Origin of the sequence: Blautia schinkii (genome assembly GCF_013304825.1) — a bacterium.
GTDB lineage: Bacteria > Bacillota > Clostridia > Lachnospirales > Lachnospiraceae > Blautia_A > Blautia_A schinkii_B.
Map to the genome: position 1 here is coordinate 103555 of NZ_JAAWUO010000013.1, position 22641 is coordinate 126195.

Consider the following 22641-nt stretch of genomic DNA (forward strand, 5'->3'; position numbering starts at 1 on the left):
GTGCACTGATTCCATAAAAATCAACCAGATCTTACTTCCATATCTATTCCCCAGCGACTTCCTGGTTATAAATTTGTCGATTTCAAGCGGGGAGAAGTAAATCTCCCCACCATCATCAGATTAATTTCCTTTTAGAAAAGTTATCCTGGGAGCTTGAGTTTCTCTTTGTAAGTAAAACTCTTATCAAACTCTTCAGAATCCAGAAGAAGTGTAATACCGGCTCCATTTCCGGATGTCCAACAAAGGTAATTAACTCCCGTCTCCTTATCTACAAGAATTTGACGAATTCCTTCATATGCAGAATCTTTTTATTATTCATAAATTATACTATTTTAAGCATATGCAACGATATTCTGATGGTGTTAAATGATAACGCCTTTTAAACAATCTACAAAAATAATCCACATTACGGAATCCGCTTTCATAAGCAATTGTTTTTACTTTTTTATTCGTATTTTTCAATAACCAGGAAGCTGCCTGTAAACGATATCCTATCAGATAATCAACCGGCGTAGTATGTAAAAATCGTCGAAACAAATTAAGTGCTGTACTTTTGCTTACTCCTATATGTGAAGCTATTTCATCCAGCGACAACCCATGATTATAATTTTCATGTATATATTGCATCATTAACTGTACTCTTTTCTGTGCAGCCTCATCAACTGTTTGCACCTCTTCTTTACCAGATAACTTTACATTTTCATAAAAAATCAGCCATAAATTCTGCAACAATGCCAAAGTAGCAAGCTCTCTTATTTTCTCATTCTCCTGTATTTCCATTATTTTTATCATAATTTGTATAATTTTTACCTGCCATGATTCATTAATTCGAAAACATTGAAAGGATATATTCGATGAAATGATTGGTAAAATATATTTTTTATAGATCAAACTGTTCTCTGGCGCAATAAATTCGGGCATACATACAAAATTAGGAATAACACCATCAGATGATGCATAAAACTGATGTAATATTTTAGAATTGATAAAAATCGCTTCTCCTTCTGACAATATAATCTTTTTTTCGCCTATCCCACATGTAACTTGTCCAGACTCGACATATAAAAACTCAAATTCCCTGTGCCAGTGCCATTCAATACAATGAAAATCAAACAATTCCAGATTATCATAATAATACTGGAATGGATAAGCACTGCTTCCATGCTGTTTAATTTCCATGAACTCCTCGTCTGTAAGTATCTTATTATATGTTTTATTATAATCCATCTTCATATCACATTCTTTCTTTTACGATATTATACAGTATTTCTACAATTTAATTCAATGTATATATCTAATATTTGCTATATAATCAAGTAAAAAAAAGGAAAGAGGTATTCTTATGATTTTTAAATGGATGAATGAAAGTGAGATCAGCATTGAAGGCGACTTTATCCTTAAAGTAAAAGTATCTCATGATTTTAAAGAGACCTATGATTCTGCTTCTGTAATGGTAATGGCAGATGACAGTCACTAGGCAAAATGTTGTTATGAGCATCTTTCTATCGAACATAAAACTGTTAAAAACATTCGGAGTGGAAAATAAAAAATGAATGCTATTAAAAAAACTGACTACCATAAGACAAAAATTGCCTGTTATATGGGCTTTATCACACAGGCTATTGCGGCAAACTTCGCACCGCTTCTTTTTTTGAAATTTCACAGTGACTACCATATTTCTCTCGGTAACATTGCTCTGATATCCACTTTCTTCTTTTTCACACAGCTTCTGGTTGACCTGTTCTGTGCCAAATTCGTAGATCATATCGGATATCGTGTGTGCATTATTGCATCAGAAATATTTTCTGCACTGGGTCTGCTTGGACTGGCATTTTTACCTGATTTTTTACCTGATCCTTTTATTGGAATTATATGTAGTGTTATTATTTATGCCATCGGAAGCGGTTTAATAGAAGTACTTTGTAGCCCTATTATCGAGGCCTGTCCGTTTGAAAACAAAGAAGCAACTATGAGTCTGCTCCATTCGTTTTACTGTTGGGGAGCTGTTGGGACAATTTTGATTTCCAGCTTATTTTTCCTGATATTTGGAATAGACAACTGGAAATGGCTCGCTGTAATATGGGCAATCATTCCTGCAGTTAATACTTATAACTTCATAACCTGTCCCATTGAATCTCTGGTTGACAATGGTTCTGGAATGAGAATTAAGAATCTGTTTTCCAAACCATTTTTCTGGGTTGCAATATGTCTGATGATCTGTTCCGGAGCTTCTGAACTTGCAATGGCTCAATGGGCATCTGCTTATGCAGAATCAGCACTTGGATTATCAAAAGCCCTAGGAGATTTAACAGGTCCATGTATGTTTGCAGTAACAATGGGAATCAGCCGTATAATTTTTGGTAAATATGGAGAACAGTTAGATTTAATGAAGTTTATGAGTGGTTCAGGCATATTATGCGTTGTCTGTTATCTACTTGCCGCTTTGTCATCCAGCCCGATTATCGGACTTATCGGTTGTATTGCATGTGGATTTTCAGTTGGAATCATGTGGCCTGGAACAATCAGTATTTCCTCAAAAACTTTTCCAACAGGCGGAACGGCTATGTTCTCTCTTCTTGCCATGGCGGGAGATTTAGGCGGCAGTATTGGACCTGGAATCGTTGGTCGTATTACTCAAAATGCTGGAAATAATATTCGGATTGGCATGGGATGCGGACTTATTTTTCCGGTAATTCTATTATTTATGCTGTTTCTTCTATATCGAAAAAATCAGTGCAATCAGAAATAGTACTGTATAAAGTAAACATAAAACAGCCTGGATTTAAACCCTATTGAAAAAATGTGGTCAAAAATGAAATCCATTCTCAGAAAGAGAAAAATCTGTATTGCATCTGAACTACCTGAAGCTGTAAAAAAAACAGGTCTGGACACACTGAAATCATTTCAATGTATCTAGACCTGTCTTTTAGTTATTGGTTCGCACGAATCATTTTATATCGATTACCTAATGTATTTTTATAGTTCTTTTACATACACACCGTTTTCTTCACAAAATCCCAACCACATTTAATAAGGGTTTCATACCAGTTTCCTCTTTCCCGTTCCTTTTACTTCAGTTCACTCAGAAGAGAACTTCCAATTGTTCCTTCTGGCATCTTAACCTCAAAATTATCTGCGATTGTTGCACCAATTACTGCAAAAGTATTCTGATCTTCCAGCTTTCCATATCCCTCCATAGATGGGGAATAAGCAAAAAATGGTACTTTTTCTCTTGTGTGATCAGTTCCTGTATGTGTCGGATCATTTCCGTGGTCAGCTGTAATGATCAGAAGGTCATCCTCACGAAGTTCATCAAGAAGTTCACCAAGTTTTACATCAAATCTTTCAAGTTCCTCTGCATATCCCTTTACATTGCGTCGATGTCCCCAAAGAGCATCGAAATCTACAAGATTTACAAAACAAAGCCCCTCAAATTCTCTTTTTGCAATGTCAATTGTCTGCTCCATTCCATGAACAGAGCTTTTTGACTTATTGGACTCTGTCAGTCCCTCACCGTCAAAAATATCAAAAATCTTTCCAACGGAGATCACATCATAACCTGCATCCTTCAATGCATTAAGCGCAGTTTTCCCGTAGGGCTTCAGTGCATAATCATGGCGGTTGCTGGTACGTTTGAACTCACCTTTTTTCTTGCCAAGGTAAGGTCTTGCAATAACACGTCCGACTTTCCACTCATCCCTCATAGTGATATCACGAGCGATCTCACAGCAGCGATACAGTTCATCCAGTCCGAATGTCTCCTCGTTTCCGCAGATCTGTAATACAGAATCAGCAGATGTGTAAACGATCATATGACCGGTAGCGATTTCTTCCTCAGCCAGTTCATCAAGGATCTCTGTTCCACTGGAGCTCTTGTTTCCAATTACTTTATGTCCCGTTCTCTTCTCAAGCTCATCGATCAGCTCTTTTGGAAATCCGGTCTCAGTAAAAGTCTTAAACGGTTTTGTGATGTGAAGTCCCATCATTTCCCAGTGTCCTGTCATAGTGTCTTTTCCGGTACTGGCTTCTTCTAAAAATGTATAATAACCCATTGGTCGTTCCACTGCTGCAACCTGTTTCAACGGATGAAGATTTGCAATTCCAAGTTTCTGAAGGTTTGGAATCGTAAATTCATCTACATTCTGGGAAATATGTCCCATAGTATCTGTTCCTTCATCCCCATACTGAGCCGCATCCGGCATTTCTCCTGCCCCAAAAGAGTCTATTACAATAGTAAATATTCTCTTATATTTCTTCATGGTTTTTGTCTCCTTCCTACTCTTCCAAATATTCCCTCATTTTCACGAACTGTTCTTGAGATACGGTAATCTTTCCGCTTTCCAGGGTGATCAGATTCTCTTTTTCCAAGGCTGCAATACTTCTCTGAACACTTCTCACATTGAATCCAACTCTGTCGGACAGCTCCATCTGTGTCTTGTTCAGCCGCAATATGCAAGTATTTATTTCTTTTTTACATGCGTAGGACTCTAAAAGATACTTCATCAGACGTTCCTTACAGCTCATGAACATATATTTACGGTGATTTACGCTTTCAGATGTCAGGGTTGACATCACGTTTTTCGTCCGCAGAAGAAGTACATTTTCATCATGCTGTATGAGCAGAAGGAAATTGCCCGTCTCAGACGTGAATTACGTGATGCCCAAGATGCACTTGATGTGTTAAAAAAAGCAATCAACATTCTGGGAAAATGACGGAAGCCATTTATCTTGAAGTGTCTGAGAAGACGGAAGCTGCCAAAAAGGCTGGACGCCGGGTTTCCGTCTCCGGAATGTTGAAATTTTTAGGTGTCTCTCGCTCAGGATATCTTGCATGGCTCCACCACGTACCTTGCCTTTCAGTTGAATCATTTGTTTTATCCTGGTCAAAAATCTACCGGCACTCTTACTTCCACGTCTTCCAGATATCCGGCTGATATCCAAGAGTGGATTGTTTTCCATTACGAACCACCGGTGTCTTAATTACCTGCGGGTTTTCCAGTACCTTCTCAAGTTTATCTTCCTCTGCAATGTACTTAATGAGCGCAAGCAGATCTTTATCCTTGCCCTCCCAGTTGATCATATTTTCCAGTCCACCATTTGCCTGAGCAACTGAATTAAATTCGCCCTTACTCATGCCCTTTTCTTTCATATCAATAAACTGAAACTTGATCCCACGTTCCTTAAAGAAACGTTCTGCTTTCTTTGTATCATTGCACTTCTTTGTCCCAAAAATCTGTATATTCAAATCAGTTCTCCTTATCCATCGCCATATGTATCATTTTCTCGAAGGATTCTCTGAAATGCTCATCATCCTCCGATGTTCGTTTTCTTGGGCCTTTTAAGTGATTCTTTCCGGATGCCCTTCGTGCTTTCTTATTTAAGTGACGCTCCATAAGCATCTGGTCAATATTCTCATTGGTATACCATTTCCCGGATTGATGAATCGCATATGCGCCCTTTCCAAGTGCCATTGCCGCAACTCCATAATCCTGTGATACAACAATATCGCCTTTATGGCAAATGCTGATCAGTTTATAATCCACTGCATCTGCTCCGGCTCCAACTACGATCACTTCACTGTAATCAGATGCTAACACATGATTGGTATCACACAACAACGTTACCGGGACACTATGCTCTTTTGCAACTTTTTCTACAATACCAACTACCGGACAGGCATCTGCATCAACAAAAATCTGCATATTTTCTCCTTTAATTGCAACTAAATGGCGTACGAACCTCAATAAGATTACCACTGGGATCATAGAGTCTTACAAGCATCTGCCCACCTGCAAGTTCTGTCAGTTCTGTGGCATATCGAACGAAATACTTACCAGATTCATATTTCGCAAGCAATCCATCTATATCAAAGTCCTCGAAATACAGTTCCATCATGTTATTGAATGGCGTAGAAGTTTCATTCAATGTTTTCCCCCATACGTCGGCGTCCTGCAAAACAAGTCCCTCCGATAAGATCACATTACCTTCATTCTTAAGAATCACTTGCAGTCCAAATAAGTCCTTATAAAACTCTATGGATTTTTCTATATCATCCACCACGATCAGTACGTTTTTCAGCATATCCGTCACCTCACAATCCGCTTTGAGTCAAGCGAATATTCGCAATCCGCATGCGGTTAAATAATCTTTCCAGACAAATGATCAATTTCATGCTGGCAAATCTGTGCTGTCCATCCTGACAATTTCTGGCGCTGTTTTTTCCAGTTGAAGTCATAATATTCTACTTCAATTTCCTGGTATCTGGTCGTCTTACGAACACCATCCAGAGACAGACAGCCTTCTTCTGTCTCATACATATCACGCTTTGAAACAATCACCGGATTGAACATCACAACATCCATGAATCCCATATTCACAATGATGATATTCTTCTTTACACCAATCATATTGGCAGCCATACCAACGCATCGCTCCCGGTTCGCCTGCAGTGTGTCCTGCAGATCCTTCCCAACCTGAATATCTGCTTTCGTGGCTGGTTCAGATGGCTGGCCTAAAAAGAAAATGTCTCTTACAATTTGCTTTACCATTTTTTCTCCCTGTAGCTTTCATTCTACTTTTTCCAATTTATTATTTACATCGAGACAAACTTTGTCTCCTTCATTGATATTACGCTCATAGAGCCTGGCGTCCTCCGCTTTTACTGTCACTTCTTTTCCTGAAGAATCCACAAGAGTCACTATTGCCATGACTGGTGCATCATCCGGTCGTTCTTCACAACCAAAATTCAGGTCTTCATCGATTCGTTTTACTGTGTACATCATAACTCAATTCCTCTGGAGATAATATTAAGAATCAGTTTTCTACATACCTTCTCCGATAATATTCCATCGTACGATACTCAATAATATCTTTCATCTGCTTCTTAAATGCATCAACTTTAATTACATCTGCCAATTCATCTCGTATTCCCAGTGCATAGCCGTCCCTATCTATAAAAAATCCTTTACCCGAAGCTTTTAAAAACTTAATCGGCATACTTTTGGCTTTGCTTAAATGCTGTTTGTCTGTTATCTTCCGATACTCTTCGTATGAGGTTACTTTTGGAAAATCCTTCCAGTTCGTTCCTCGATCAAAGAACTTTTTCCAGCTCTCCACTACCTCAGCATCTGTAACAGCCAGCCGTACGTCTCCCTCGTTATAGAAACCGTACAGGATCGGCATCTTATACACTTTCTGCATATCCGTTGTTTCAATCAACTGCAGAAACTCTCTTCCAATGTAAGCGCTTAATTTTTAGGTATGATAGAAAAATCCCCGACTACTTTTCAGTAGCCGGAGCACCTTGCTATGAAAATAAAACTCGTAGCAAGGTGCATAGGTCTGTTCCCATTATCTGGGATCAGTCCTGCTGGAGAAGACTCCGGTTCTATAGCAATCTGGACTACATCCTGTTTATGGGATGTAAGGTCAAGAGTGCTGGCTTTTCCAACTGGATCCGGTATCTGACAGGCTTTTTTGCGGAGACGGGTAACTGCATTGTAAAAACAGCTGGGAGATATCCCATGCTCATTACACCATGCAGCATCTGTCGGGCCACTTTGTCTGCATTCGGTTACCAGTTCCATCCATTCGTCCAGGGAACGCCCTGGGGCACGTTTCTTACTCATAATGAAACCTCCAAATGTAGTAAATTTCTATCTCCTATCAAGCGGAGTGTAGTAAAAATCTATTTACTATCATTATGAGTTTAAAAACGTAGACAGTAAAGCTACCCAAGATTTAAGCGCTTACGATTCTCCGTGAAAAAGCGTCGTTTCTTGCAGATGAACTTACCAGTCAGGTTGATTTTTCATAATTTAACCCAAACGAGCTTCATATCTGCTCCCGGAATGATCCGGATATGTTATTTTTCATTTCCATTTTGGACTCTAACGAACCCAGGCTTTCCCCAACGATTAGCATAGCTTTCCCTTTTGTGGGCGTTAGCAAATCGAACTCCAAATCTTTCCCCTATTTTAAGTGATGTTAGCAGGGTACCGGATTCCGTTAGCAACTTGCTAACAGATCAGCGAATTTAGTTAACAGAAGTTTTTGACCAAGAAAAAAAGTGGAGATGGTCCAGCATTACCTGCTATCCATTTCCACTTTAGTCCATTAAAGCATCCCCTGCGGGAATCGAACCCACAGCTAGAGCTTAGGAGCAAGGCACTCGGCATCTTCCTCTGGGACTATTTATGTTTTATACTGTCTTTGAAAACCCCTGATTTACGGGCTTTCTTAGCTCTCGTGGGCACTTCGCTGTCAGCTTTTATATCGTCCTTGAAAGCTCCCGTTTCAGGCATAAATGTTGGCATTTTGTTGGCATGAGCTAATAAAGTTCTCAGTACCGGATTGCCAGTCACTGTGTAGACGGCGCTCAAATCCTGCGCCAATCAATCTATAGGCTACCGACTCCGTACTTTCGCGGAATTGGTAACTCTATTAAATTTTCATCTGTTATAAATGGTCTACTTCTATATTATACAGCAAAACTGAGGCGTTGTGTATATAAATTTTACGTCAATGGAATACTATTTGGTCTATAACGCTGATGCCTGGCTATTTCGTAAGCGCTCAGCAGACAACTTACATAAGTACTGAGTTGGTAGGCAAGTTGGCACCTATTTGTTTATAACTTCTATAGGCAATTGTTCTTTTATCTTATCAACTACCCAATCTTGCAAATAGTAACTATTCAGTATGTTCTTAGAATACTTCTCAACGCCATCCGCAGTCAACGTAATCAAAATCTCTGTAAAAAACTTTTCCCAACTTTCATATTTTTCACATTCGACATATTCAGGAATATTATCTAAAATCTGAATTAATTTTTCGGACTTAAGAATACCAGATTTCAAAATCAAATATTCAAATGATTCTGGAAGCCATAATGAAATTCTTCGTTCTGTTTGTATCTGAAATGAACTTATGCAAGTTTCAATTAAGGAGCCAAAAGCAGCCCCATCAGCTATTACCAATGTATCTCCTAATCCCAGTTCTTTTACACATTTAATGAGATTCCCATTTCCATTAGAACTGGTAACATTACTATTCTTAAATGCGTGCATCCAGAACTGATATCCTGAATTACTATCCTCTGTAACAACATTCTGAATTTTGTTATTTTCTATAATAGGATAATTGCTATATATTTCTTTGAATTCATGATAAGATTCTTTTATATCTGTACGCTTTCCATCCGTAATAATTTCATAAATTTCGTGAATGCTATAAGGCAGCATCTTCAATGGTGCACGAGTTACAAAAACAAAATAATTTCCAGATTCTTTTACATAACTGGCAAATTCCTTTGTAAATACAAATTCATTATTTTCTTCAATAAAAATAACTGTATTTTTTAACGGATATAATGCATCCTTCCAATCACGTCCCACTTCATCTCGAATATATACATAATATGATGCATTTGTAGAAACAGCATATCCTGACTGCCTTCCAATTCTCAAGTATTCATATAAAATACGTAAAAGAGTAGTCTTTCCTGTTGCACTGTCACCTTTTATAATGGTAATATTTCTTCTAATGGAAAATTCAAATAATACTTTTTTACTCTTAGCCTTAAACCAGTAACTTCCTTTCATCTTCCATCTCCTCTGCTTCCAATAATCCTTCTACATATTCTGCAGAATTGCATACAATCTTCCCTGTATTCATAATTTGAATTTTAAATTCACCTTCAAACCGCATTATATGTTGCAAATATACTGTCAGATCCTTTTTCTCTGCAATCTTTAAAATCCATTTTGCGCAGTTATCTCCACAATTAGACATGTTGTAAATAAAAGAATCATCCTTCAACATAAGAATCAAAACTTTCACACCACCAGACAATTCGCGTGGCGTTATGGCTCCCAGTATAGGACTGTCAATAACATGTGAACTGATAACTGTGCAATGATCCACATCCTGAATCATTTCTTTTACAAAACTATCTTCAATCCATTCATCTTCATATACATTATCAAAATACGAAGGTGCATCTTTCATGTATTCGATATTGGCATAGTACCATATTTTTAACATCCTATCACGACCTCTCTGTTCTTAATATATTGTTTATCAATATCCATCTCTATAATTGATTTTACTCACTTTTGAAATCTGCGCGTTTTATCCTTTAGTAATATATAACTGTTTACGCACCATTATTGATGTATATTCAAGCAAATTCTGTCCCTTACACGTATTCTAATTATAACGATTTTTATCTTTCATGAAAAGTCTAATTCTCCAGATTTTATCTTTGACTACACTGGAGATTGACTTAGATTTCTCCAGCAGATATTTCCAATTTTTATGTTTTATATACCTGTTTCCGTAATTTTATTTCTGATATTGCATTATATATCTTCATATTCTGCTTTTTAAATCTTCATGTCAAATCTCCAACCGCAATCACCATGGTAAATCATTTGTTTTGTCATGCCACCATCAATACAGATGTTTTCACCTGTGATAAAGCCTGCTTTTTCAGAGCAAAGAAACAGTACCATATTGGCAATATCCATAGGATTTCCGACACGATGAACCGGCTGCTGCACTGCATCTGCTCCTGTATATTCGATAAAGTCAGTATCTATCCATCCCGGAGAGATTGAATTGACTCGTACTCTTCCTGCAAGACTGACTGCCAACGCATGAGTTAATGCTGAAATCCCACCCTTGGCTGCAGTGTAACTCCATATAAAATTCTCCCCCAAAATCCGCTTTCTATTTCTGTTGCCACAACATTATGTATTCTTTTTCACCAGTAGCATCATCTAATCCTTCACATTGAATATCGAACCCTTCTCTTTGGTAAAAAGAGATGGCTCTGGCATTCTTCTGGTATACGTTTAATCGTAACCTAATTTTTTTATTCTTGATATAGTCTAATAAAAGTTTACCTATACCACATGACTGCATTTCATTAGAAACAAAAATCCCTTCAATGTATTCGTTACTTAGTCCTACAAATCCCTGAATCATTTTATTATCTTCATACACATAGACTTCCGCTTGTGACATCATTTCTTTCACTAATTCATAATTACTTGTCCAATATTGCTCAGGAATAAAATCATGTGCTTTTAAATTGGTCTTTAACCATATGTCAGCAACTCTATTAATATCTGTATTCTGCATCTTTCTGATCATAACGATTATCCTCCATCAGCTCCCGATTTCAGAGCTTCATTTCTAATACTGATTTTACCGTACTTTTTAGGCTCAGTCCATCTTTTATACCCAAGCAATATCGCTTCCATTTCCTTTCTGCCGGACTGTTAGTCCCTTTTCTTGAAAAAATATAAAAAATAGAGCACATAGATAGATTCTACATGCTCTTACGCTTTATATTCTGTTTTTATATCTTATTCTCTTTAGACGAATTTTTTTGATTCTGTTTATTACACCAGTTTACAACTTTATAATTAATAGACTTGCTGACGAATCAGCTGTTTTAAAGCCTTTATGATAACATTTGATTTTATATGTGTTTCGATGTTTCTAACGAAATTGGTCAAAAATATCTGGCTGCGAATGCCCTGACTTAATTCAAAACGAAACTCCTGTACACTTTTTGTACGGTATTCGGAAAACTGCTCATCCTGATAGGGTAAGATCTTCATTGCACAATAACAGATATTGATCAGATTTACCAGCATTTCAATACCTTTGCAGCTTCGTACCATATAACAGCAAAGTAACCAGAAGGTTTTCTGCTCATAGTAGCTTGTTTCAATATTCCACCGGAACGAGTACAAAAACAGCGGAATATATTTCATCCTGTCATTCTTCCATACAGGTATGCAAAGCATAATACTTACAAAGCAGTGTCCATTCAGATAATTGGAACCATTATGTGCGGCATGGTCAAAGAGTTTTGAAACATTCTCAAACCGAGTTCCGGCCTTTGCTACCATGGTATCATCCACACAAAGAAATATCGGCTGTGTTGCCAGTGAATCCGGTATCATTCTCAAAGCAACTTTAGCTGTGATATTCATAAAGTGGGAATAATCAACTTTTGCATAGGAACATGCGTGGTAAAAGGTATTGAGGGATTTTGTGGTAATCCCAGACAAAAAGTGCTGATATAAAAATCGAATGGAATGTACAGATTCCAATGTTAGTATTGATAAAACGAGTAAAAACAAAGTATCTGCTGTTGGAGCAAACTCATTATACATCAGAAAGCCCTGTACGATATTTTTTATGAAAAAGTTGTAAAGTGGTGTAAAGATTAATGATCTTTGTATTGGCACCGAAAATATATTTATTTCTCCGCAGCTTTTCTTCCAGGATGGGAGAGTGCCGCGGAGAATTTTTTGCGAAGAAAGAATTGCTATAGCTTTTGTAATTCCGGGAAAACCTTTATCTAAGAAAAAAATACAATATTAACATGAATATCATGAATATAATATTGGAGGCTGTGAATATTCCCAAATACTTCCCTCTCAGATTCCTGTTTTCTTTTGCAATATATTTGAAACTTATCAGGCTTGCCATGGATGCAATCAGAGTGCCGAGACCTCCAATATTGGTTCCGACAATTAAAGCCCGGTAATTATCTGTAAAGCCGGATAAAAGAAGCGCAGCGGGAACATTGCTCATAATCTGACTGGCAAGAACAGCAGTAAGTGTTTCCCTTCCTGCCATGATTCTTTCCAGAAAACTGCTGAATTGCGGAATCCTTCCAAGGTTGCCGATAAAAATAAATAATGCGATAAAGGTGGCAAGCAGGGAGTAATCCACCCTGCTTATATTTTCCCTGTTTCTTAGCAGCATATATATAAGAACCAATACAAGAGGAATCTGGTATGGAATGATACGTGCAACAGTGAGCAGGCAGATTGTAAATAAGATCAGGTAAGCGGCCAGGTATTCCATGTTAAGTTCTTTTCTGTCAGAGAATCCCAAAAGAGTTTTATCTTTTTCAGAACCGCATACGTGAGGTGCTCTGGCAGCGGCTACATGTATCCATATCAGAAGAAGGATAAGTGCTGTGGCGGAATAGGGAAGCATCAGGGTTATTAATTCTGCCGCGGACATCCCTGCTCTGGCATATAGATAAAGGTTCTGCGGATTTCCGATTGGTGTGAGCATGCTTCCGAGATTAGCAGCGATTGTCTGCATGGCTACTATTTTAAGAAGCCAGTAATTGCCCAGTTCCTTTGGCAGTTTATGCACAATGATCAGTGCAAGAGGAACAAAAGTAATCAATGCCACATCATTGGTGATCACCATTGACAGGAAGAAACATAAGAGTACCAACAGCCTGATCACACCCACAGTTCCCGATGTTCCCATCAGCAATTTTTTGGCGAGTATATCAAAAACACCAACAGCCTTCAAACCAGCTACAATTGCCATCAAACAGAAGAGGAGCCCGAGAGTCCTGAAATCGATATAAGTAAAATAAGCCTTATCCGGTCTGACCCAGAACATAGAAAGAAGCGCCAGGATCACTGCAATTGACAAAACGGTTTCTTTCCTGAAAAAAACATATAATTTTTGTAACATAATATTTCCTTTCCGGTCTGATACGACCGCGTATAAGTATATCACAGAAACATCCAGAAAAAAAAGAATCTAAACTGGAACTGGCAGCCTCCATGATCCGGCAGGTTATGCCTGAATTTCACATCAAAGATCATATCATCATCCTTTGTGACAGCTGGTACACAAAACAGAATCTGGTATCCATCGTTGATGAATATCCGAATCTGGATCTGATTGGCAATGCAAGGATTGATTCTGTCATGTATGATACATCTTTCTATTGAAACAGATTTTACGTTTTCCAATGAAAAGATTGGTGATTATTATACCGGTGTCCGCCGGGTTCTCGCTAAGATCTTTGGCAATAGGGAAGTCCTTGCCTATGTCACTGCCACAGAAAAAGAACATGGTACAAAACGACTGTTTTTCAATACCATTTTCCCGGAAGATCTGCAGATTTTCTGTGCATGGCAGAAAAAAGCACCATTGAACCAGACCGGAAGTGACCGTATGAAATACATTCCACTGTTGCTATATTCGTTACGCTGGAATATTGAAACAAGCTACTATGAACAGAAAACGTTCTGGCCTTTTTGTAACTATATGGTGCGAAGCTGCAAAGGGATTGAAATGCTGGTCAATCTGATTAACATCAGTTACTGTGCCATGACAAAGGCCTTAAAACAGCTGATTCATCAACAAGTCTATCATTTATAAAGTTGTAAACTGGTGTTTATTATACAGAAATCTCTCTATTTTTTCTCCAAGGATTTAGCCAAGGTAGATAAAAGTGCTGCCATTTCCGGATTGGAAAGAACCTTGGCTAATAATTCCGCATCAACATCCGTTGGAAGTTCAACAGTCTTGCCGGCAGCATGGGCATGCATACTCGGATCCAGATCTTTTTTCTCGTAAAAAGCTTCTTCAAAGAGCTCTGCATTCTTCCTGCGGTCGTCATCAATAATATGAGAATACACATCCGTAACCATATTGATCTGTGAATGACCGGAATCTCCCTGTACAGCCTTGATATCTCCGCCATTTAACTTCAGCTTATAAGTGACACTTGTATGGCGAAGGCTGTGAAACACAACCGGTGGAAGATTATGCTCTTTCTGCTCTCCTCCGGAAATACCAGAATCACATCTTTTCCATGCAACGGGCCTTTTTGTTAATTCTGCCTGCATAATACATACATTCTGAACAATAATGCTCTCTGAAGGTTTCCTCATCAATCACCGGTAACTGTTCTCTGATCTCTTTTCGGATTTCTTCTGCTTTTAAATATGGCTTCATCTGTTTATCCCCTTTCCGTTTGCCACTTATTTTTACTGGCAACACAAGGGTATGGCAGAAGTTCCCCTCTGCCACACGACTTCTATTGTCAGTTACCCCGGAATATACCGGGGCAATCTTTTTTTCATACAGTGCTCGTTTGTCTTGTTCACACGTGTATCCCATCTCAGGGAACACCCAGTCCGTTAGCGCCATCGCAGGCAGCCTCAACCATATCGTGTATGGTCTCCAGGATCCTCACTCCTCCTGGCCGACATCATTCGGAAGTATCATTATTAATTCGCCGCTTTGCTCAGAAAGCCATCGCCGTAGCAATGTTTCAATGCAAACCTCTGTTTCTCTTCATCCTCGGACCGATTGTCCTTGAACTTATCCGGAATCCTATCTGGCAGGACTCCGGCGGACTGGCAAGCTCATTCAATTTTCAAAGTCTTGAGTCGGCTTTTCGATCCGAATTTTTGATCTGTAGCCTTCTCAACTTCTAAATACAAAAAAGTTTGGGAAAGTTTTGGGAGAAATGAAAAAAGATAAAAAAAACAAAAACGCCAGTGGAATACTCCACTGACGCCTTACAAATACTATTGATTTTTTCTTTTATTATTTGTCGATAACTTTACTTATGATGTCGGACATATGGTCAAGACTGGATTGTCTATCAGCTAATGCCTCCTCAAAGCTACTGTCACCATACACATCATTTACCTGCTCTTCCGTCCAAACATCACCTACCTCTTCCATTTTTTCAATAAATTCGTTGATTTCCTGTTTGTTCATAGTGTTCATTCTGTACCCTCTCTTTCCTCTTTCACTCTTTTTGACTTCATGTTTATTATTGAGCTTGTTGTTAATTGATAATTCAAGTATAATAAACTCTATACGAGAAATACACGTCTTGCATGAGGACTTAAATATTGATAATCCCCATGTTTAGCGATATACGGGGAGGAAATTCTCATGGGTAAGCAATCCACCAGGGAAAACAAAACAATTTACCAGCTTTGCCGAGAAGCGGCAGGACTTACAAGAGCAGAGGCCAGCGAAAAAATGGATGCTGTCTCTGATTCAAAAATTGAAAAATTTGAATATGAAACACAAGAACCTACGCCTTATGATATCCTCCAGATGGCAGATGCCTATAAAAGACCAGAGCTTTGCAATTATTATTGCTCTCACAAATGCGAGATCGGCCATCGTTATGTTCCAGAAGTAGAAATGACTGATCTGTCAAATATCATTTTGGAGACAATTGCCAGTTTGAATGAAATCAATCCTCTTACTGGTCGTCTGATCCAGATTGCCCGTGACGGTAAGATCAGCGATGATGAAATGAAAGATTTTGCTTATATCAGTAAAAAACTTGATGAAATTTCTTTAGCCATAGACTCTTTGAATCTTTGGGTGGATAAGACCGCCGGAGAACAGGGGCTTAATCTTGAGCTCCTAAATGCCGAGAGAGAAAAATTGAAATAATCCATAACGCCAAGAAAGGCAATGAACCATTTCTGACTCATTGCCTTTTCCTTTACATACGCTGTAATTAATTGACGATACTTTCTGTTTTCTTCCTCCTGATCGATTATAAATGTGACGTCACCAATGCTATAATGCCACCAATAATCAATAATGGAAAAGCAATGTACATCAGTCCACCTATAACCATACCAATCAATATCACCGGAAAGAAAATAACTGTACAAAGTAGTTTCATAATTCCCCAGGACGCTTTTAATCCAAATATAAAAAATTTTCCAACAAACCAAATTATACAAATTGTAAATAATAACGATAACATTTTTTACTCCTTCTGACATGTGTCTTTCATTTTTTCTGTTCTTTTTCTGCTAAATATTCAGATGTGTTCTTTATACCAAGTTTATTACTGAACGTCGGATTTTTCTCCATCTTTTCTATTATCCGGATTAATCGAATTCTCTGTGCTGCTTCCATCTGATCACCCCATTTACATTCTGCTTTTTTGTTGATATTGTCACTATAACAAATTTATTTTTCACAATACACATCCACCATGAGGAATTGCATCTTTATATTTCTCGAATTTTGAGAATTCTGTCTTTATAATTCTCTATACAAAGTATATATCTATCTATGTTGTTTCTATTATAATAAACATATCCGAGTAACACTATGAATTATTATTAAAGGTAAAGGAGTCAGTATTAATATGCGAATTGAAAATTTACAAAATGAAAACAGAAAATATGCAAAAAGCATCGGAAACTTCCATGTGCTTGAATATGTGCAGGATGCCAGCGTTTCACCTATGAATGCAATGAATGAGTATTTTATGAGTAAAATGAATGTCAGAAGAAGACAGGTTGTTATTGATATTGATAAAGACCATTCAGCTATTATCCAGGCTGGTTCCATGCAGTGGATGGGTGGTAATGTACAAGCCACATCTGGTGTAAAAGGTATCGGAGATTTCCTTGGAAAAGCACTCAAGGGTGCGGTTACAAAAGAAACCGCAGTTAAACCGGAATATGTTGGCGAAGGCTGTCTGGTACTGGAACCAACATATAAATACATTATTCTTGCAGACATTGGAAAATGGGGTTCGGCCGGAATGACAATTGAAGATGGCATGTTCCTGGCTTGTGATGCAAATGTAAAAAGTAAAGTTGTAGCCAGAAAGAACCTTTCATCAGCAGTATTAGGTAGCGAAGGCCTGTTTAATCTGAGTTTGCAAGGAAATGGTGTAGCTGCACTGGAGTCTAATGTTCCCGAAGATGAATTGATTGAAGTCATATTGGAAAATGATGAACTGAAAATCGATGGAAACCTTGCTGTATGCTGGTCATCAAATCTTGAATTTACCGTAGAAAGATCTACAAAAACACTTGTCGGATCTGCAGTTAGCGGAGAGGGTCTGGTAAATGTTTACCGCGGAACAGGACGGGTACTGATGTGTCCGGTCGCACCGACAACTTCCTTGTTTGAGTCCACCAACACCATGGCAGCTAAAGCTGCTGCTAAATCCAGTAATACATTTGGAAAATAAGCATAAAATACATTCTCACGTAAACAACAAACAATCACTTCCAAAGAGAAACAACATTTAAAGATATTTGAAAAAATCACCTTCAGACTATTTTTTTATAGTCTGAAGGTGATTTTAAAATTCCCAATATACACCAGCTTTACGGCAGTATCTCAAGCCAGTATCCATCTGGATCTATAATGAAATAGATTCCCATTGTTTCATTTTCGAAACAAATGCATCCCATCTCTTCATGCTTCTTATGCGCTGCCTCGTAATCCTCTGCCTGGAATGCCAGGTGGAATTCGCATTCACCCAGATTATATGGCTGTGGATGATCTTTAAGCCAGGTAAGTTCCAACTCAAAATCACTTACATCATTGCTCAAATACACAATGATAAAATCATCGGTAGTCTTTCTTCTCACTTCGTGCAGATCAAGGGCCTCGTTGTAAAATTTAATAGATCGGTCCAGGTCTGATACATTGTAGTTTTCGTGAATCATCTTAAACTTCATAATTCTTCTCCTTTTGCACATTCTGTGTTTTTAATACGTGATTTATATTGCGGATATTCCGTAATAAACCGCTTAATTACATTGGCATCATTCCAGTAATGCATTGGAAAAATGACATTGCAATCTACATTTTTAAGGAAATACAGGATCCCGTCGGCATAGTGATTTCCCTGTCTCGGATCTAAAGGGACAAATGCAGCATCAAAATGCATACCCTTGATTTTCCTGATCTCCGCACGATATGCTGAAGTAAGTCTCTGGTTATCAGCTTTTGGCTCACCATCCCAATACCAGTCATTTAAGTCACCGGCATGATAAATGGTGCCTTCCTTTGTTTTGACAATAAATGCTACACCACTATCGTTAGATAGCAATGTATCGACTTGGGTGCCATTATCCAGATTATAAGTCTGATCATGATAAACATATGTGATCTTCATATCTGACAAGTGTTTTCTTTTGCGTATATCTTTCGCCAAAATTGCCTGATATGTCATGCCCATATCATCAAGGATCTCAAAAATCACAGGATTAAAATGATCCTTATGAAAATGACTGCAAAAAACAATTACTTCTTTTTTCTTGTCAAGAAGTGGTAATTCACCCTTATAATAGTCAAAAATATAGTAGCAATCTTTAGTTTCAATTAAAAATCCACTGTGGTTAATGTAAGTAATTTTCATCACCTTTATAAAATAACTCCTTTTTCCCTATAAGCTTACAGACGAATACCTGGCGTTCATCCACGACCCAGAAGATGTCTAATATTCTTTTGCAATTTCCTCTGTTATCTCATATATCTCTTTGAATTTTTCTAGCTCCTCCGGAGATCTGATCAGCATGATTTCTTCGATTTTTCCGGTCCGTATGTCTTTGAACCCTGCTACTTCTTCTCCAGTACAAATGCTTGCACGAATAACTGGTTTCATATGTTCTCTGTCATATGTTTTTTTCACGATTTTCTTTTTGAATAATCCCATGCTACCTCCCAATCTCCGAATATCTTCGACAACAAGATCAACTATCTAATTCCTGGAACATTTTTCTGCATCGATTGCCAGTACAAACATCAGCGCATCCAACGCATTTCCGGGATTCTGCACATCAATAACATATGTATCAGTCATATGAAACAGTTCTTTACTAACCCGTGCAATTGAATAACCGCTTTGATTAAGAATGCTATAGTCCCATTCCATAATGGTTCCATCAATATGCCATCCATTGTAATCAATATTATAATGTGGCGTCAGGAATGAGAATTCTTTGCTCAGGCATCCGATATAACTGCCGTTTTTATAAATTTCAAATTTAGGAAGAAAAGTAAGTACTTTCTGAACAACCATTCCTACTTCATTTCCATAGGCATCATAAATTACAAGTTTATGTCCCCAGGACAACTGGCCTTTTACTACATAAACAGTGTTGCCTGCTTCATCATAGATATCATAGCTGTCAAACCATGAAAACAGCCTTTGTTTAAACAATAACTTCATAACTTTTCACCGCTCTCTCCAACAGATATAATTGGTTCTTTATAAGTATCATAATACCATACCGGAACACCTTAAAAAATATGTAAATCGAAGAATTAACCCATCTTATTTCACGGATTATGATAAAACACATATTACCAGCTATAAATCTCTACTTGTTCACAAAAAGATACAAAAAAGACCATCTACTGCTTGTTTACGGTAAATGATCTTTTCATTGCAATATTTAATTAAATATCATACTGAGCCGATTGTCATCCCTGCAAACTCGAAGTTAGCGATTTCTTTTTCCGGTATTCTCTGTCCCACGGATTTCCTCATGATAGAAATAATCTACGATCACCGGATGCCCCTGCGGGACTCTGCCATAAGGCATTTCATTATCCACAAAGGCACAATCATACTTCTTAGCCATTTTCTCAGCTTTTACTTCAAGTGCCTCAAAGTAGCTGCGGTTATGCTTGTTATAGATCTCGTCGTAAAGTGGTACAAGATCAGGATATTTTCCGGCGATATAATCCATAATTGTCTTTTTGAAACCGCCTCGAAGATTGAGATTTTCGAGCCAGAACAGATCGCACTGATCCTTTACCCGCTCAAAGATTGCTTCAAAATCCGTGATACCGGGGAATACCGGGGATACAAAACAGACTGTACGGATACCTGCCTCATATACCTGCTTCATAGCAGCGATACGGTGCTCAATGCTCGAAGCAGAATCCATATCGTTCTTGAAATTTTCATCTAGTGTGTTGATCGACCATGAAACGGTTACACGTCCAAGCTTCTTCAGCAGATCAATATCCCGTACCACAAGATCCGACTTTGTGCAGATCAGAATATCTGCGTCACTGCCGATCAGCTGTTCTAAAAGTTTTCTGGTATTCCCGAATTGCTCCTCCTGTGGATTGTAGCCATCTGTCACAGAACCGATGACCACCCGCTGTCCGGCATATTTCTTCGGATTTTTAATTTCCGGCCAATGCTTCACATCAAGGAAAGTGCCCCATTCCTCCTTGTGCCCGGTAAAGCGCTTCATAAAAGAAGCATAGCAATACTTGCAGGCATGTGTACAGCCCACATAGGGATTGACCGAGTAACCGCCTACCGGCAGACTGGACTTAGTCATGATGTTCTTTGTTTCCACCTCACGAATGAGGATTCCATTTATTACTTCTTCCATGATTTCTGTACCTCTAACACTTTATTAAATTCTTCCGGCATTTCCTGAATCATATTTTCATCCCCTATGATAGGGACAAGGTCTTCCTTCATAAACACCGGAATGCCGAGCTTATGTGCCTGGTCCGTCAGAGACCATGCCCATTCCGGCTCCGTATGAATCTTCCTGCTCTGAGCTCCGGTCATGGTGCCGACAACGATCCAATTGATTCCGGAAAGGTCAACTGTGCCGGGATCATCGAATAACGGCTCAAAGGTAACATGGTAATGTTTTGCTCTGACGTTTTTCCGAAGGGCGTCGATACGCCACAGTTCTGCTTTCCTCGTCACCGTAACGCCAAACCATGCGTTTTCCAGATCGGTATCAAAATCCAGCAAATCAGGTCGCTTGGTAAGGAACAGGAACTGATGCTGTGGATTTTCACGGATCTTTGCAAATACCTCGTCTCTCCATTCCGGCTTCCATCCTGAGAGATCGCTCATGCCGGTAAGAAGAAAGTTCTGCGGACGTTTCTTTTCCATCATCTTGAGCTTACCCGAAAAGAATTCAGGGTCAGCGAAATCATCAATCATATGCCAGCGTTTCACGTTGTTGCGGGCATAGCAATATGTACACCCCACTGTGCAGCCAATGACGATATTCATGTTCTGAATCTGATCTTTGATACAAATACTCATGACTTCTGCCACTCCTCAAGATTCTTTCTGATGCGGTCGAGGCATTCCTCAAACCGGGTAATTTCTTCCTCTGAAAAACCTTTGTAGTAAATACTGCCCATCTCATCAGATACAGAATCGTACTCGCCCTTTAAGGTATGTGCTTTCTCAGTCAGAAACAGGAGTGTTTTCCTTTTGTCCGTTTCAGACTGAACACGGCTTATCAGCCCTTGATTTTCCATTCTTTCCAGCATCGTAGTAAGAGATGTTATCGCTAATCCGCATTTAGTCGAGAGTGACCTGATTGAGATACCATCCTCCTGCCACAACACATAAAGAATACGTCCCTGGGCTCCATTAAACGCATCAATATTCTTTTCATTGAGAATCTTCTCAAAAATCCGGTCTCCAAGCTGTTTTATTTTGGTGACAAGAAATCCTCCATTCATTTCCATACAAAATCTCCTATATAGTAGTTTATCAAAAACATACTATATAGGAGCTTTATTGTCAAGAGTTTATATGTCTTAATAGGTAAATTCCGTTTTTTTCAATTCTCCAAACTTGAATTGTTCGAGTTTTTCAAATACTAACGTCCTTAATTTTGTTCAATAATTGATTTATAGTAGTTACCAAAGTCAGCAAGTGAATTAACAATTGGAAGCATTTTTGTTCCGAGTTCCGTTAAGCCGTATTCAACTCTCGGTGGCTGCTCATGATAATCGTGGCGATATGCCAGCCCATCACTCATCATTTGTCTTAAACTATCTGTCAAAACCTTTTGTGAAATACCATCTATACTTCGTTGTAGCTCATTGAATCTCCATGGACGCTCTTTCAAGTTACGCAAAATCAGCAGTTTCCATTTTCCTCCGATAAGAGATACTGCTGTTGCAACTGGGCATTCCGGTAATTCTTCTTTTGCTCGCATAATTCTCGTCGAGTAGACTTTGTCTCGACTTTTTCACATCCTTTCACCATATATTGTTTTG

General features: G+C 38.4%; 33 protein-coding genes and 1 pseudogene. 6 read left to right on the forward strand and 28 right to left on the reverse strand.

The genetic code is table 11. The features are described from left to right. Positions 1–140: 140 nt before the first annotated feature. Both HFM85_RS16695 and HFM85_RS11195 read right to left on the reverse strand, forming a co-directional pair. A complete protein-coding gene (locus HFM85_RS16695) occupies positions 141–287 on the reverse strand; it encodes a DUF6440 family protein (RefSeq protein ID WP_334297458.1) in 147 nt (48 codons plus the stop codon). Positions 288–327: 40 nt separating this feature from the next. Next, positions 328–1179: an AraC family transcriptional regulator gene (locus HFM85_RS11195; protein WP_243873873.1), complete on the reverse strand. Its 852-nt coding sequence runs from the start codon at positions 1177–1179 to the stop codon at positions 328–330. Positions 1180–1342: 163 nt separating this feature from the next. Between HFM85_RS11195 and HFM85_RS16320 the strand changes: the two genes are divergently transcribed. After that, positions 1343–1477, forward strand: coding sequence for a DUF1349 domain-containing protein (locus tag HFM85_RS16320; protein WP_147604293.1), 135 nt, complete (start codon positions 1343–1345; stop codon positions 1475–1477). Positions 1478–1549: 72 nt separating this feature from the next. Then, positions 1550–2749 (forward strand): MFS transporter, encoded by a 1200-nt coding sequence (locus HFM85_RS11200; RefSeq protein ID WP_173738209.1) that lies wholly within the window; start codon positions 1550–1552, stop codon positions 2747–2749. Positions 2750–3068: 319 nt separating this feature from the next. On the opposite strand, the gene HFM85_RS11205 is transcribed toward HFM85_RS11200, so the two are convergent. From HFM85_RS11205 to HFM85_RS11275, 15 genes are all read right to left on the reverse strand, one after another. Then, positions 3069–4259, reverse strand: coding sequence for a phosphopentomutase (locus tag HFM85_RS11205; RefSeq protein WP_173738210.1), 1191 nt, complete (start codon positions 4257–4259; stop codon positions 3069–3071). Positions 4260–4275: 16 nt separating this feature from the next. Beyond that, positions 4276–4572 (reverse strand): helix-turn-helix domain-containing protein, encoded by a 297-nt coding sequence (locus tag HFM85_RS11210; protein ID WP_173754667.1) that lies wholly within the window; start codon positions 4570–4572, stop codon positions 4276–4278. A gap of 331 nt (positions 4573–4903) precedes the next feature. Next, positions 4904–5245 (reverse strand): arsenate reductase family protein, encoded by a 342-nt coding sequence (locus HFM85_RS11215; RefSeq protein WP_119240892.1) that lies wholly within the window; start codon positions 5243–5245, stop codon positions 4904–4906. Between the two features lies 1 nt (position 5246). Then, complete coding sequence (locus tag HFM85_RS11220; protein ID WP_119240893.1) at positions 5247–5702, reverse strand: YaiI/YqxD family protein; 456 nt, start codon at positions 5700–5702, stop codon at positions 5247–5249. Between the two features lie 10 nt (positions 5703–5712). After that, positions 5713–6081, reverse strand: a complete 369-nt coding sequence (locus HFM85_RS11225; RefSeq protein WP_173738212.1) for a VOC family protein — start codon at positions 6079–6081, stop codon at positions 5713–5715. A gap of 56 nt (positions 6082–6137) precedes the next feature. Beyond that, positions 6138–6548 carry a peptide deformylase gene (locus HFM85_RS11230; RefSeq protein ID WP_119240895.1) on the reverse strand — a complete coding sequence of 137 codons (411 nt, stop codon included), beginning with the start codon at positions 6546–6548 and terminating at the stop codon, positions 6138–6140. A gap of 18 nt (positions 6549–6566) precedes the next feature. Continuing rightward, positions 6567–6782 carry a hypothetical protein gene (locus HFM85_RS11235; RefSeq protein WP_072522418.1) on the reverse strand — a complete coding sequence of 72 codons (216 nt, stop codon included), beginning with the start codon at positions 6780–6782 and terminating at the stop codon, positions 6567–6569. A gap of 31 nt (positions 6783–6813) precedes the next feature. After that, a complete protein-coding gene (locus HFM85_RS11240; RefSeq protein WP_173738213.1) occupies positions 6814–7218 on the reverse strand; it encodes a hypothetical protein in 405 nt (134 codons plus the stop codon). A gap of 68 nt (positions 7219–7286) precedes the next feature. Beyond that, positions 7287–7628 (reverse strand): IS66 family insertion sequence element accessory protein TnpA, encoded by a 342-nt coding sequence (tnpA, locus tag HFM85_RS11245; protein ID WP_243873874.1) that lies wholly within the window; start codon positions 7626–7628, stop codon positions 7287–7289. A 993-nt stretch (positions 7629–8621) separates the two neighbouring features. Then, a complete protein-coding gene (locus HFM85_RS11250) occupies positions 8622–9602 on the reverse strand; it encodes a P-loop NTPase family protein (RefSeq protein ID WP_173738214.1) in 981 nt (326 codons plus the stop codon). Then, a complete protein-coding gene (locus HFM85_RS11255) occupies positions 9580–10044 on the reverse strand; it encodes a DUF4869 domain-containing protein (RefSeq protein ID WP_022213243.1) in 465 nt (154 codons plus the stop codon). Before HFM85_RS11255 ends, HFM85_RS11250 begins: the two co-directional genes overlap by 23 nt. A gap of 341 nt (positions 10045–10385) precedes the next feature. Continuing rightward, on the reverse strand, positions 10386–10721 hold the full coding sequence (locus HFM85_RS11260) for an SDR family oxidoreductase (RefSeq protein WP_330594880.1): 336 nt from the start codon (positions 10719–10721) through the stop codon (positions 10386–10388). A 10-nt stretch (positions 10722–10731) separates the two neighbouring features. Next, positions 10732–11157, reverse strand: coding sequence for a GNAT family N-acetyltransferase (locus tag HFM85_RS11265; protein WP_173738215.1), 426 nt, complete (start codon positions 11155–11157; stop codon positions 10732–10734). A 275-nt stretch (positions 11158–11432) separates the two neighbouring features. Then, positions 11433–12008 carry a hypothetical protein gene (locus HFM85_RS11270; RefSeq protein ID WP_330594881.1) on the reverse strand — a complete coding sequence of 192 codons (576 nt, stop codon included), beginning with the start codon at positions 12006–12008 and terminating at the stop codon, positions 11433–11435. A gap of 367 nt (positions 12009–12375) precedes the next feature. After that, positions 12376–13524 carry an SLC13 family permease gene (locus tag HFM85_RS11275; protein ID WP_173738216.1) on the reverse strand — a complete coding sequence of 383 codons (1149 nt, stop codon included), beginning with the start codon at positions 13522–13524 and terminating at the stop codon, positions 12376–12378. A 92-nt stretch (positions 13525–13616) separates the two neighbouring features. Here HFM85_RS11275 and HFM85_RS16845 point away from each other — a divergent pair, with 92 nt between their 5' ends. After that, complete coding sequence (locus tag HFM85_RS16845; RefSeq protein WP_173738217.1) at positions 13617–13787, forward strand: hypothetical protein; 171 nt, start codon at positions 13617–13619, stop codon at positions 13785–13787. Beyond that, the gene (locus HFM85_RS11285) at positions 13768–14220 is read left to right on the forward strand and encodes a hypothetical protein (protein ID WP_173738218.1); all 453 of its coding nucleotides are present in this window, start codon (positions 13768–13770) and stop codon (positions 14218–14220) included. The genes HFM85_RS16845 and HFM85_RS11285 overlap by 20 nt, the downstream gene beginning before the upstream one ends. Before the next feature lie 35 nt (positions 14221–14255). Here the strand turns inward: HFM85_RS11285 and HFM85_RS11290 are convergent. The 3 genes and pseudogenes from HFM85_RS11290 to HFM85_RS11295 form a co-directional block, all read right to left on the reverse strand. Continuing rightward, positions 14256–14618 (reverse strand): annotated as a pseudogene (locus tag HFM85_RS11290) (site-specific integrase); the annotation flags it as partial. A 25-nt stretch (positions 14619–14643) separates the two neighbouring features. Beyond that, positions 14644–14799 (reverse strand): hypothetical protein, encoded by a 156-nt coding sequence (locus HFM85_RS16325; RefSeq protein ID WP_243873876.1) that lies wholly within the window; start codon positions 14797–14799, stop codon positions 14644–14646. A gap of 597 nt (positions 14800–15396) precedes the next feature. Beyond that, complete coding sequence (locus HFM85_RS11295) at positions 15397–15582, reverse strand: hypothetical protein (protein ID WP_173738220.1); 186 nt, start codon at positions 15580–15582, stop codon at positions 15397–15399. Between the two features lie 171 nt (positions 15583–15753). On the opposite strand from HFM85_RS11295, the gene HFM85_RS11300 reads away from it, so the two are divergent. Both HFM85_RS11300 and HFM85_RS11305 read left to right on the forward strand, forming a co-directional pair. Continuing rightward, entirely contained in the window at positions 15754–16269 is a 516-nt protein-coding gene (locus HFM85_RS11300) for a helix-turn-helix domain-containing protein (protein WP_117628015.1), read from the forward strand. A 712-nt stretch (positions 16270–16981) separates the two neighbouring features. After that, positions 16982–17818 (forward strand): AIM24 family protein, encoded by an 837-nt coding sequence (locus tag HFM85_RS11305; protein WP_173738221.1) that lies wholly within the window; start codon positions 16982–16984, stop codon positions 17816–17818. A gap of 139 nt (positions 17819–17957) precedes the next feature. On the opposite strand, the gene HFM85_RS11310 is transcribed toward HFM85_RS11305, so the two are convergent. The 8 genes from HFM85_RS11310 to HFM85_RS11345 all read right to left on the reverse strand — a co-directional run bounded on the left by HFM85_RS11310 (position 17958) and on the right by HFM85_RS11345 (position 22580). Then, entirely contained in the window at positions 17958–18314 is a 357-nt protein-coding gene (locus HFM85_RS11310; RefSeq protein WP_173738222.1) for a VOC family protein, read from the reverse strand. Then, positions 18311–18997: an MBL fold metallo-hydrolase gene (locus HFM85_RS11315; protein WP_173738236.1), complete on the reverse strand. Its 687-nt coding sequence runs from the start codon at positions 18995–18997 to the stop codon at positions 18311–18313. Before HFM85_RS11315 ends, HFM85_RS11310 begins: the two co-directional genes overlap by 4 nt. 78 nt (positions 18998–19075) lie before the next feature. Further along, complete coding sequence (locus tag HFM85_RS11320) at positions 19076–19294, reverse strand: aspartate dehydrogenase (protein ID WP_173738223.1); 219 nt, start codon at positions 19292–19294, stop codon at positions 19076–19078. 45 nt (positions 19295–19339) lie between these two features. Continuing rightward, the gene (locus HFM85_RS11325; RefSeq protein WP_173738224.1) at positions 19340–19810 is read right to left on the reverse strand and encodes an LURP-one-related/scramblase family protein; all 471 of its coding nucleotides are present in this window, start codon (positions 19808–19810) and stop codon (positions 19340–19342) included. Between the two features lie 274 nt (positions 19811–20084). Continuing rightward, positions 20085–20993: a radical SAM mobile pair protein B gene (locus HFM85_RS11330; RefSeq protein WP_055214576.1), complete on the reverse strand. Its 909-nt coding sequence runs from the start codon at positions 20991–20993 to the stop codon at positions 20085–20087. Next, positions 20981–21670, reverse strand: coding sequence for a radical SAM mobile pair protein A (locus tag HFM85_RS11335; protein ID WP_173738225.1), 690 nt, complete (start codon positions 21668–21670; stop codon positions 20981–20983). Before HFM85_RS11335 ends, HFM85_RS11330 begins: the two co-directional genes overlap by 13 nt. After that, positions 21667–22104, reverse strand: coding sequence for a radical SAM mobile pair system MarR family transcriptional regulator (locus HFM85_RS11340; RefSeq protein WP_173738226.1), 438 nt, complete (start codon positions 22102–22104; stop codon positions 21667–21669). Before HFM85_RS11340 ends, HFM85_RS11335 begins: the two co-directional genes overlap by 4 nt. A gap of 143 nt (positions 22105–22247) precedes the next feature. Then, complete coding sequence (locus HFM85_RS11345; RefSeq protein WP_008373705.1) at positions 22248–22580, reverse strand: winged helix-turn-helix transcriptional regulator; 333 nt, start codon at positions 22578–22580, stop codon at positions 22248–22250. Positions 22581–22641: the final 61 nt, after the last annotated feature.

Coding starts and splice junctions, on each gene's coding strand:
- HFM85_RS11220 (WP_119240893.1), bottom strand. CDS start 5,702: ATGCAGATTTTTGTTGATGCAGATGCCTGTCCGGTAGTTGGTATTGTA.
- HFM85_RS11310 (WP_173738222.1), bottom strand. CDS start 18,314: ATGAAGTTTAAGATGATTCACGAAAACTACAATGTATCAGACCTGGAC.
- HFM85_RS11250 (WP_173738214.1), bottom strand. CDS start 9,602: ATGAAAGGAAGTTACTGGTTTAAGGCTAAGAGTAAAAAAGTATTATTT.
- HFM85_RS11340 (WP_173738226.1), bottom strand. CDS start 22,104: ATGGAAATGAATGGAGGATTTCTTGTCACCAAAATAAAACAGCTTGGA.
- HFM85_RS11270 (WP_330594881.1), bottom strand. CDS start 12,008: ATGAATATCACAGCTAAAGTTGCTTTGAGAATGATACCGGATTCACTG.
- HFM85_RS11255 (WP_022213243.1), bottom strand. CDS start 10,044: ATGTTAAAAATATGGTACTATGCCAATATCGAATACATGAAAGATGCA.
- HFM85_RS11285 (WP_173738218.1), top strand. CDS start 13,768: ATGATACATCTTTCTATTGAAACAGATTTTACGTTTTCCAATGAAAAG.
- HFM85_RS11210 (WP_173754667.1), bottom strand. CDS start 4,572: ATGTCAACCCTGACATCTGAAAGCGTAAATCACCGTAAATATATGTTC.
- HFM85_RS11205 (WP_173738210.1), bottom strand. CDS start 4,259: ATGAAGAAATATAAGAGAATATTTACTATTGTAATAGACTCTTTTGGG.
- HFM85_RS11265 (WP_173738215.1), bottom strand. CDS start 11,157: ATGATCAGAAAGATGCAGAATACAGATATTAATAGAGTTGCTGACATA.
- HFM85_RS16325 (WP_243873876.1), bottom strand. CDS start 14,799: ATGAAGCCATATTTAAAAGCAGAAGAAATCCGAAAAGAGATCAGAGAA.
- tnpA (WP_243873874.1), bottom strand. CDS start 7,628: ATGAGTAAGAAACGTGCCCCAGGGCGTTCCCTGGACGAATGGATGGAA.
- HFM85_RS11345 (WP_008373705.1), bottom strand. CDS start 22,580: ATGCGAGCAAAAGAAGAATTACCGGAATGCCCAGTTGCAACAGCAGTA.
- HFM85_RS11275 (WP_173738216.1), bottom strand. CDS start 13,524: ATGTTACAAAAATTATATGTTTTTTTCAGGAAAGAAACCGTTTTGTCA.
- HFM85_RS16320 (WP_147604293.1), top strand. CDS start 1,343: ATGATTTTTAAATGGATGAATGAAAGTGAGATCAGCATTGAAGGCGAC.
- HFM85_RS11325 (WP_173738224.1), bottom strand. CDS start 19,810: ATGAAGTTATTGTTTAAACAAAGGCTGTTTTCATGGTTTGACAGCTAT.
- HFM85_RS11300 (WP_117628015.1), top strand. CDS start 15,754: ATGGGTAAGCAATCCACCAGGGAAAACAAAACAATTTACCAGCTTTGC.
- HFM85_RS11200 (WP_173738209.1), top strand. CDS start 1,550: ATGAATGCTATTAAAAAAACTGACTACCATAAGACAAAAATTGCCTGT.
- HFM85_RS11305 (WP_173738221.1), top strand. CDS start 16,982: ATGCGAATTGAAAATTTACAAAATGAAAACAGAAAATATGCAAAAAGC.
- HFM85_RS11335 (WP_173738225.1), bottom strand. CDS start 21,670: ATGAGTATTTGTATCAAAGATCAGATTCAGAACATGAATATCGTCATT.
- HFM85_RS11330 (WP_055214576.1), bottom strand. CDS start 20,993: ATGGAAGAAGTAATAAATGGAATCCTCATTCGTGAGGTGGAAACAAAG.
- HFM85_RS11235 (WP_072522418.1), bottom strand. CDS start 6,782: ATGATGTACACAGTAAAACGAATCGATGAAGACCTGAATTTTGGTTGT.
- HFM85_RS11320 (WP_173738223.1), bottom strand. CDS start 19,294: ATGGGATTATTCAAAAAGAAAATCGTGAAAAAAACATATGACAGAGAA.
- HFM85_RS11225 (WP_173738212.1), bottom strand. CDS start 6,081: ATGCTGAAAAACGTACTGATCGTGGTGGATGATATAGAAAAATCCATA.
- HFM85_RS11230 (WP_119240895.1), bottom strand. CDS start 6,548: ATGGTAAAGCAAATTGTAAGAGACATTTTCTTTTTAGGCCAGCCATCT.
- HFM85_RS11315 (WP_173738236.1), bottom strand. CDS start 18,997: ATGAAAATTACTTACATTAACCACAGTGGATTTTTAATTGAAACTAAA.
- HFM85_RS16845 (WP_173738217.1), top strand. CDS start 13,617: ATGATCCGGCAGGTTATGCCTGAATTTCACATCAAAGATCATATCATC.
- HFM85_RS11195 (WP_243873873.1), bottom strand. CDS start 1,179: ATGGAAATTAAACAGCATGGAAGCAGTGCTTATCCATTCCAGTATTAT.
- HFM85_RS11295 (WP_173738220.1), bottom strand. CDS start 15,582: ATGAACACTATGAACAAACAGGAAATCAACGAATTTATTGAAAAAATG.